Raw genomic sequence first — 514 nt, 5'->3', positions numbered from 1 at the left:
CCGGCAACCGACACAACGGCCGCCCAGCGGGATGGATACTCTCCACCATGCTCTTGCACCATCCGCACTGCACGGGTGCGAACCTCACTCGAAAACTTGTTCGTCGTCTTGCTCGTCATGCTCCATCCTACTCAGGAGTTGGAGCCTCCGGCAAACCCGGCGCGGTTCAATACCGCCTCATCGGCAGCGCCAGAGCGAGAGGAGTTGGAGCGTCAGCTCGACTCCCTGCAACGCGACATCCGGCAACTGCAGATCGAGCGGGATCTCTTGAAGAAGGCCAATGAACTCCTAAAAAAAGGCCTGGGCGTTGATCTGCAGCTCCTGAGCAATCGGGAGAAGACACTGCTGGTTGGCGCCCTCAAAGATCTCTATCGGCTGCCAGAGCTGCTTGCCCAGTTGGGACTGGCACGAAGTTCGTACTTCTACCATCGAGCCCGTGTGAAGATGGCAGACAAGTACCTCGCTATGCGTCGCCGCATCGCTGAAATCTTCGAGCTCAACCATTGCTGTTACG

At 58.0% G+C, this 514-nt stretch carries 1 pseudogene; it reads left to right on the top strand.

From position 1 onward, the window contains the following. Positions 1 to 174 precede the first annotated feature (174 nt). Positions 175 to 514 (top strand): annotated as a pseudogene (locus tag WH91_RS04280) (IS3 family transposase); the annotation flags it as partial.

Source organism: Devosia psychrophila, from assembly GCF_000971275.1.
In the GTDB taxonomy this organism is placed as follows: Bacteria; Pseudomonadota; Alphaproteobacteria; order Rhizobiales; family Devosiaceae; genus Devosia; species Devosia psychrophila.
This window is presented reverse-complemented; position numbering and strand designations above follow the sequence as displayed.